The organism is Streptomyces marokkonensis, from assembly GCF_039539045.1.
In the GTDB taxonomy this organism is placed as follows: Bacteria; Actinomycetota; Actinomycetes; order Streptomycetales; family Streptomycetaceae; genus Streptomyces; species Streptomyces marokkonensis.
Genome location: NZ_BAABCQ010000282.1, coordinates 3,038 through 5,395, shown reverse-complemented (window position 1 = coordinate 5,395; position 2,358 = coordinate 3,038). Strand labels below are relative to the sequence as shown.

Below are 2,358 nucleotides of genomic sequence, written 5' to 3'. Positions count from 1 at the left end.
CCGCCCCACCTTCGGGCTGGTCGCCGTCGATCCGGTGACCTTCGCCCGTACGCCGAAGCCGTCGGCCCGCTGGCTGGGCTCGCTCGCCCGCGACCAGCACCTGCCGTGCGGCACCGACCGGCCGCGGCACGTCCATGTCGCCGCACGCTAGTGTGATTCGCATGGCGAAACGGGGCCCCTACGAGAAGGGCGAGGCGAAGCGCAGAGAGATCCTCGAGGCGGCACTGGAGATCTTCGCCCAGGAGGGGTACCGCGGTACCTCCCTGCGCAAGGTGGCCGCCCGGTGCAACCTCAGCCTGCCCGGCCTCATGCACTACTTCGAGTCCAAGGAGGACCTGCTGACCCAGGTCCTGCGTGCCCGGGACGACACCGCCCGTACCCGGCACCCCCGGCTCACGGGCCCGGACAGCTACCGCGCGATCGTCCGGGAGGGCGCGAACACACCCGGGCTCGTCGAGCTGTTCGTCTCGATGTCCGCGGCCGCGAGCGACCCCGGCCACCCGGCCCACACGCACTTCGGCGAACGCTATCCCGCGATCCGCGGCGAGATCGTCGAGTACCTGCGCCGGCGCATGGAAGAAGGAGCCGTCCGCTCGGACATCACGCCCGAGCGGCTCGCCGTCGTCCTCGTCGCCGTGGCCGACGGGGTGCAACTGCAGTGGCTCACCGACCGGTCCATGGACATGGAGGAGCCGATCAACGACATGATGGCGCTCCTCGCGCCGCCCTCGCGGAAGCCGGCCGACACCGCCGACTGACACAGTCGGCCGACGTCACAGGTGCGGGGAAGGGGGCATCCCCCCTTCCCCGCACCACACATCGACTCCGACGCCCGACCCGTCAGCCCCGGGCGGCCGCCACCTGCTCGCACAGGGCCGGGACCTGCGACAGGGGGACAGGACTCTGCGGGAACTCGGCGATGACCTCCAGCGGCATCCCGGCCAGGAAGCGCCGCATGACGGGATCGGCCAGCGCCCCCGCCCCCGCGTCCGCTCCGGCCCCGGACCGCGCACCGCGGCCACGGGCGAAGGCGTCGAGGAGCAGCGGCCCGCCGACCGGGTGTGCCAGCCACTCGCCGAGGGTGTTCCGCCCGGTCAGGCGGGCCCGCGACGGATCGCCCTCGACCCGGAGGTCCACGGTGCAGCGGATGTCGCGGGAGGAGGCGCCCGCCTCGATGCGGTACGTCCCGCCCTCCACGAACCAGCCGCCCTCCCGCTCGCTGTAGTGGGCGAGGTCGGCGCGGTCGATCTCGACGAGCACGTCGCGGCTCTCACCGGCCTCCAGGTCGACCGTCGCGAACCCGCGCAGCTCTCGTACCGGGCGGGCGACCCCGGAGCCCTCGGGCGCCCGGCTGTAGATCTGGACCACCTCGCGGCCCTGCCGGTCACCCGTGTTGGTGACCGTCACCCGTACCTCGACCCACCCGCCCTCGCCCTCGCCCTCGCCGTCGCTGTCCTTGTCCTCGTCACCGCCCCGTGCCACGGCCGACAGGCCGCTGTGGGCGAAGGACGTGTAGGACAGGCCGTGGCCGAAGGGAAACGCGACCTCGTCGCCGCGCCGGTCGTGGCCCCGGTACCCGACGAACACGCCTTCCCCGTACCGCACATGCCCTTCCTCGCCGGGGAACGACAGGTGGGACGGACTGTCCTCCAGCCGCAGCGGGATCGTCTCGGCGAGCCGGCCGGAAGGGTTGACGTGTCCGTACAGCACGCGGGCGAGTGCGCTGCCGCCGCCCTGGCCGAGCAGCCAGCCCTCGACCAGGGCCGGCACCCTCTCGTGCCAGGGGGACGTGCGCACAACCCCGCCGTTGGACAGCACCACGGCGACGCGGGGGTTGACTGCGAGCACCCGGTCGAGGAGCGCGAGCTGGGTGGCGGGCAGGTCGATGTGGTCGCGGTCGAAACCCTCGGACTCCTCCTGCGCCGGCAGGCCCAGGAAGAGCAGGACGGTGTCGCTGCGGGCGGCGAGCCGCTCGGCGTCCGCGGCCAGTTCCTCCCGTACGGCCGGGTCCTCGTCGTCCGGCATCCCGTACCCCTCGGCGAACTCCACCCGGACGCCCTGCGCGGACTCCCGCAGGCACTCCAGGGCCGTGTCCAGCCGGGTCGGCGTGACCTGGGAACTTCCGGCACCCTGGTACCGCGGAGTGCGGGCCGGCTCACCGATCACGGCCACCGTCCCGGCGGACGGATCCAGCGGCAGCAGTGACGACTCGTTCCTGAGCAGGACGACACACCGTTCGGCGGCCTCGCGGGCCAGCCGGTGGTGCTCGTCGTACGGCACGGGGCCGCGAGTCTCCGTCACGGCACAGGGAGTTTCCGCCGCGCCGTCGGCCGTCGCGCCGTCGGCCGTCGCGCCGTC

The 2,358-nt window shown here is 73.4% G+C and carries 2 protein-coding genes and 1 pseudogene; 2 read left to right on the top strand and 1 reads right to left on the bottom strand.

The annotated features are described in order from the left end of the window. Window positions 1-151 (top strand): annotated as a pseudogene (locus tag ABEA26_RS34705) (glycoside hydrolase family 1 protein); the annotation flags it as partial. Between the two features lie 10 nt (window positions 152-161). Beyond that, the gene (locus ABEA26_RS34700) at window positions 162-758 is read left to right on the top strand and encodes a TetR/AcrR family transcriptional regulator (protein ID WP_345597891.1); all 597 of its coding nucleotides are present in this window, start codon (window positions 162-164) and stop codon (window positions 756-758) included. An 82-nt stretch (window positions 759-840) separates the two neighbouring features. On the opposite strand, the gene ABEA26_RS34695 is transcribed toward ABEA26_RS34700, so the two are convergent. Then, window positions 841-2,358, bottom strand: a 1,518-nt coding sequence (locus tag ABEA26_RS34695; RefSeq protein ID WP_345597889.1) for a glycoside hydrolase family 3 C-terminal domain-containing protein, incomplete at its 5' end; no start/stop codon positions are given.